Below are 5267 nucleotides of genomic sequence, written 5' to 3'. Positions count from 1 at the left end.
GGCCCCCGCCATGTCCGACTTGGAGAGCTTGAGGAAGCTGAAGGCAGGCTTCTCCGGCGTCTGGGTCGGCTTCTCGATCGGCTGTACCGGTGTCTCGACCGCGACCTTGGGCTGCTGGACCTGATCCTTCTCGACCTTCTCCGCCTTCTTGGCGGGTTCGGGAGACTTGGCGCCGGTATCGGCATCCTCGCCCTCGACATTGAAGGTGACGGGGTTCTTCGCCTTCTCGCGCAGAGGGGCCACCGCCGTCTGATAGATCGCGATCAGCAAGGCGATCACGATGATCGCCGCCGACAGCAGTGAGGATATCAGGCGTTGGCGAGGCGAACCGGATTGGTATCCGCCCCTGTCGGCGTAGGAGGGCATGGCGCGCCTCATTAAGCGAGCCGTGCTCGCGCTGCAATTACGGCTTTGTTGCAGAGTGTCGCAATCTCTGTGGACTGTGGCGCTTTCGCCCACCCCGTCCGGCAAGGCAGCCCTTCGACAAGCTCAGGACTGCCAAGCCTCCCGGCCCTCCCGCATGCGGGAGAGCAGGTCCGACTTGCTCCCCTCCCGCTTGCGGGAGGTGCTGGGGGTGGGCCTTTTATTGATTAGTAACGCCGCGCGACGGCGAACTCCACCGCCTCGGCCATGGCGTTGCGTGCCTCGCCCGCAGGGAAGCCTGCAATCGCGTCGATCGCGCGCTGAGCGTAGAGCCGTGCCCGCTCGCGGGTCGCCTCGACGCAGCCGTGGCGGTTGATCAGTTCGACCGCATGAGCAAGGTCTTCGTCCTCGGTGCGGAAACCGGCGATGGCGTCCTCCCAGAACTTGCGCTCCTCGGCATTGCCCCGCGCGTAGGCGAGGATCACCGGCAGGGTCATCTTGCCCTCGCGGAAATCGTCGCCCTTGTCCTTGCCCGATTCGCCGACGTCCGAATCGTAGTCGATCGCATCGTCGACCAGCTGGAACGCGATGCCCAGGTTGCGGCCATAGGCGTCGAGCGCCATTTCCTCCGCCTCGCTCTTTTCCGCGACGATCGCGGAAATGCGGGTGGCGGCGGCGAAGAGCGCGGCGGTCTTGGAGCCGATGATCTGGAGGTAATGGTCCTCGCTCGTCTCGATCCGGCGCTGCGCAGTCAACTGGTCGACCTCGCCGGCCGCGATGATCGAACTGGCCTTGGAGAAGACCCGCAGAACCTTGAGGCTGCCGTCCTCGACCATCAGTTCGAAGGCCCGGGTGAACAGGAAGTCGCCCACCAGCACCGTCGCCGGATTGCCGAACACGATGTTCGCGGCAGCCTTGCCCCGGCGCATGTCCGAACCGTCGACGACGTCGTCGTGAAGCAGCGTGGCGGTGTGGAGGAATTCCACGGCGGCGGCCAGCTTGTGGTGGCGGTTGCCCTGGTAGCCGCACAGCTCCGCAGCCGCGACCATCAGCATCGGGCGCATGCGCTTGCCGCCGCCCGAGATCAGATGCCCGGCAAGGGCCGGAATAAGGGGAATCTCACTCTGCATGCGGTCGAGAATGACGGCATTGACGCTGTTCATGCCGGACGCGGTCAGCGCCAGCATGGGAGCCAGGGAGGGTTGCTGCCTGCGCGTCTGCAGGGGGACGATATCTGCGCTCATCGCTGCGCGCTTTGGGCTCAAGGCGACCGCAACGCAAGTGCAAACGGTATCAACCGTGGCCGCAACCGGATTGGCAGAAGTGGGAAACCCGTGCTAGCGGGCGCTGCGATGACTCAGCAGACTTCCTCGACCGTCGGCACCGTCGACCCCGTCCTCGCGGGCTTTCGTTCCAGCATCGATAACATCGATGCCGCGCTGATCCACATGCTCGCCGAGCGTTTCCGGATCACCAAGGCCGTGGGCGAATACAAGGCGAAGACCGACCTTCCCGCCTCCGACCCCGGCCGCGAGGAGCGCCAGATCGCCCGCCTGCGCAAGCTGGCCGAGGACGCGCATCTCGACCCCGATTTCGGTGAGAAGTTCATCCGCTTCGTCATCGACGAAGTGATCCGCCACCACGAGCGGGCGAAGAACGAGGGTTAGGTTCCTCCCCGAGCTTGTCTCGGGGAGGTGGCAGCGACGCAGTCGCTGACGGAGGGGCTGCGTCCTCTCCCCCTCCACCACCGACTTCGTCGGCGGCCCCCCTCCCCGAGCAAGCTCGGGGAGGAATTACCGACTTACTCTTCCACCAGACCCTGCAGGCGCGCCATCAGCGTCTGGATCCGCGTCGCCGCCTCGGTGAAGGTCGCGACGTCGTCACGGTTGCCGTTGCCGCGCGCTTCCTTGGCCGATTCGAGGTAACCCTCGAGATCGACTTCCAGTGCGTCGACCAGCATTTCGATCTCGTCCGAAGTCAGCGGGACGTTGATGGGCTTGCTCATGAATGCTCCTGAATTGGCTATGCGGCGCAGATAGCCGCCCTGTCCGCGACCGCAAGCCGTGGCAGGGCCGGTTACCCCGAAAAATGTGCCGGGAAACGTATTACGCCCCAGTCCGCGGCAGCTTCAGTTTCACCAGCAGCCCGCCCAGATCCTCGCTCTCGTCGAGTTCGACGGTGCCGCCGTAAATCTCCACCACATCGCGCACGATCGCAAGCCCCAGGCCGGTGCCGGGCTTTCCGGTATCGAGCCGCGCGCCGCGATCGAAGATGCGGGTGCGCTCGGCCTCGGGGATGCCCATGCCGTCGTCCTCGATCCAGATTTCGCAGAACCGCTCGTTCTTCGCCGCATCGACGGTGACGAAGACGCTGCCGCCGCCGTACTTGGCCGCATTCTCGATCAGGTTGCCGAGCATTTCCTCGAGGTCCTGCTTCTCCATCGCCACGATGGCGTCGTGGTTACCGTCGAGATCGAGGCGGGTCTGGTCGTAGAGCCGCTCGACCGCGCGCATCACCGCCTCGAGGCTCGGCCAGACTTCGGCACGCGACTGGCCGACGGCGCGGCGGCCGACGGCGCGGGCGCGGGCAAGGTGATGATCGACCTGACGGCGCATCACCGCCGCCTCGCGAATCACGGTGTCGGCAAGGTCGGGCGCCTGCGCGGTTGCGGCGTTCATCACCACCGTCAGCGGCGTCTTGAGGGCATGGGCGAGGTTGCCCGCATGGGTGCGCGCCTCCTCCGCCTGCCGCTCGGTATGGGCGAGCAGCGCGTTCAACTCGTTCACCAGCGGCTCGACCTCACGCGGGAGCGGATCGTTGACGCGGCTGGAGCCGGTGGTGCGCAGCTTCTGGATCGCGCGGCGCACATGGCGAAGCGGAAACAGGCCGTACCATGTCTGCATCCCCGCCATCAGCAGCAGGCCGACGCCGAGTGCGACGAAGCTGTAGACCAGGATCGAGCGGATCATCTTGATCTGGTCGTCGAGGTCCTTGCGGCTGGCCGCGACGGTGAACATCCACTTGGCATCGCTGCCCGGCAGGATGATCGAGCGCTCCATCACGCGAAGCGGCTCGCCCTCGAACTGGAAGCTATCGTAGACGTGGGTTTCGGCGTCGAAATGGCCGTCCGGCACGTTCAGGCTGCGATCCCACAGCGAGCGCGAGGGAAAATCCTCGTGCCCCTTGGCGCGAATTTGCCAGTAGAGGCCGGAATTGGGTTCGAGGAACCGCTGGTCGCCCAAGGGACGCAGGAAGAAAACCTCGCCGTCCTGCGAAATCTCGGCCGAGCCGATCATGCCGGTCAGCATATAGCCCAGCTGTTCGTCGAAGTTGCGCGTGACGATGCCGGTGACGGTGTGGTCGAGCGCCAGTCCGCCCGCGAGCAGGAGGAAAGAGATCCACCCCGCCGCGATCAGCATCATGCGCCGCGCGAGCGAGCCGGTACTACCGGCCCGCTTCACGGGCGCCTGAGATGGGGCGGCGTCAGCCGCGGCCGGGTTCGGCGGGATCGTCGAGACTGTATCCAAGGCCGCGGATCGTCGTGATGACATCGGCACCCAGCTTCTTGCGGATGCGCGTGACGAAGACCTCGATCGTGTTCGAATCGCGGTCGAAATCCTGATCGTAGATGTGCTCGATCAGTTCGGTGCGGCTGACCACCTTGCCCTTGTGGTGCATCAGGTAGGACAGCAGCTTGTATTCCTGCGCGGTCAGCTTGACCGGCTCGCCGGACAGCGTGACGCGGCCCGAGCGGGTGTCGAGGCGCACCGGCCCCGCCGTCAGCTCGCTGGAGGTATTGCCCGAGGCGCGGCGGATCAGCGCGCGCAGGCGGGCGATCAGCTCCTCGGTCTGGAACGGCTTGGCCAGATAGTCGTCGGCGCCGGCATCGAGGCCCGCGACCTTGTCCGACCAACTGTCGCGCGCGGTCAGCACCAGCACCGGGAACGTGCGGCCCTCGCGGCGCCACATGCCCAGCACGGTCAACCCGTCGATCTCGGGCAGGCCGAGGTCGAGGATCACCGCGTCGTAGTCTTCGGTGGAGCCGAGGAAATGCCCATCCTCGCCATCGGCGGAGAGGTCCACGGCATAGCCGTTCTGCTCCAGCGTGGTCTTGAGCTGGTTGCCCAGGGTGGGCTCATCCTCGACGATCAGGATGCGCAATGTACCGTCCTCCTAACATGAACGAGGTTGAGATGGGCCGAAAGGGTGAAACGGTCAAGCAACAGGGCGTCGCTAAGTTCCCTGCCCGTTCCCGTACGAGCGCTCTAGCGCGACTGGCCGATGATGCGCCCCGTCCGGGCATCCACATCGACGAAATAGACCTTCCCGTTCTTGATGAACTTGAGGCGATAGGTCATCGCCGCCGGGTCGTACTCCGGCCCGATGTACTGCATTCCCGACATGCGGGGCAGCACTTCGCGCTCGATCTCGCGCGGGGGCAGCACGTTGCCGGCGCGGCGCTCACGCCGCAGTTCGCCTTGCTCGCCGCCGGAAGCATGCGCCACCGGAACAATCAGGGCGGGAAGCACGGCCAGCGCCGCAAGGAGGGTCGAAATCCTTTTCATCACGGCTTCGGTGCCTAAAGTTGAAGGCTTGAACAAGTCCTGAATGTGGCGGGAAGGTGGCAGACAGGTTTCCGGTGTGGCCGATGGGCAACGCAAACCTGATGCTCCCTGTCGCGCAGCGATGGGGAGGTGGCAGCCCGCAGGGCTGACGGAGGGGTTCCTCCCCCTCCACCACTCGCTACGCGAGCGGTCCCCCTCCCCATTGCTTCGCAACAGGGAGGATACACAAGATGTGCAACGGGGCGCTTACGGCTCGCCCGCTTTCCTACAGACCGCCCGCTCCGATAGATTACTCCCACGTCCCGCCCGAACCTCCACGGCCGCACAAGGTTACACCGC

At 65.4% G+C, this 5267-nt stretch carries 6 protein-coding genes and 1 pseudogene; 1 reads left to right on the top strand and 6 read right to left on the bottom strand.

Annotated elements, in window-relative coordinates:
* Positions 1-366, bottom strand: a pseudogene (locus LH128_RS22725) (hypothetical protein); the annotation flags it as partial.
* Between the two features lie 224 nt (positions 367-590).
* The gene (locus LH128_RS22720) at positions 591-1607 is read right to left on the bottom strand and encodes a polyprenyl synthetase family protein (RefSeq protein WP_037520943.1); all 1017 of its coding nucleotides are present in this window, start codon (positions 1605-1607) and stop codon (positions 591-593) included.
* Positions 1608-1715: 108 nt separating this feature from the next.
* Between LH128_RS22720 and LH128_RS22715 the strand changes: the two genes are divergently transcribed.
* Positions 1716-2030, top strand: coding sequence for a chorismate mutase (locus LH128_RS22715; protein ID WP_008832035.1), 315 nt, complete (start codon positions 1716-1718; stop codon positions 2028-2030).
* A gap of 134 nt (positions 2031-2164) precedes the next feature.
* On the opposite strand, the gene LH128_RS22710 is transcribed toward LH128_RS22715, so the two are convergent.
* The 4 genes from LH128_RS22710 to LH128_RS22695 all read right to left on the bottom strand — a co-directional run bounded on the left by LH128_RS22710 (position 2165) and on the right by LH128_RS22695 (position 4928).
* Positions 2165-2368 (bottom strand): hypothetical protein, encoded by a 204-nt coding sequence (locus LH128_RS22710; RefSeq protein ID WP_008832034.1) that lies wholly within the window; start codon positions 2366-2368, stop codon positions 2165-2167.
* A gap of 100 nt (positions 2369-2468) precedes the next feature.
* Positions 2469-3785, bottom strand: coding sequence for a sensor histidine kinase (locus LH128_RS22705; protein ID WP_231958208.1), 1317 nt, complete (start codon positions 3783-3785; stop codon positions 2469-2471).
* A 61-nt stretch (positions 3786-3846) separates the two neighbouring features.
* Positions 3847-4524 carry a response regulator transcription factor gene (locus LH128_RS22700; protein ID WP_008832032.1) on the bottom strand — a complete coding sequence of 226 codons (678 nt, stop codon included), beginning with the start codon at positions 4522-4524 and terminating at the stop codon, positions 3847-3849.
* 104 nt (positions 4525-4628) lie between these two features.
* Positions 4629-4928, bottom strand: coding sequence for a PepSY domain-containing protein (locus tag LH128_RS22695; RefSeq protein WP_008832031.1), 300 nt, complete (start codon positions 4926-4928; stop codon positions 4629-4631).
* Positions 4929-5267: the final 339 nt, after the last annotated feature.

It is taken from the genome of Sphingomonas sp. LH128, assembly GCF_000293195.2.
Taxonomy (GTDB): domain Bacteria; phylum Pseudomonadota; class Alphaproteobacteria; order Sphingomonadales; family Sphingomonadaceae; genus Novosphingobium; species Novosphingobium resinovorum_A.
This window is presented reverse-complemented; position numbering and strand designations above follow the sequence as displayed.

Bases quoted from the DNA above. Each gene is read 5' to 3' on its own strand.
- LH128_RS22720 (WP_037520943.1), bottom strand. From the start codon at position 1,607: ATGAGCGCAGATATCGTCCCCCTGCAGACGCGCAGGCAGCAACCCTCC.
- LH128_RS22705 (WP_231958208.1), bottom strand. From the start codon at position 3,785: ATGATGCTGATCGCGGCGGGGTGGATCTCTTTCCTCCTGCTCGCGGGC.
- LH128_RS22715 (WP_008832035.1), top strand. From the start codon at position 1,716: ATGACTCAGCAGACTTCCTCGACCGTCGGCACCGTCGACCCCGTCCTC.
- LH128_RS22710 (WP_008832034.1), bottom strand. From the start codon at position 2,368: ATGAGCAAGCCCATCAACGTCCCGCTGACTTCGGACGAGATCGAAATG.
- LH128_RS22695 (WP_008832031.1), bottom strand. From the start codon at position 4,928: ATGAAAAGGATTTCGACCCTCCTTGCGGCGCTGGCCGTGCTTCCCGCC.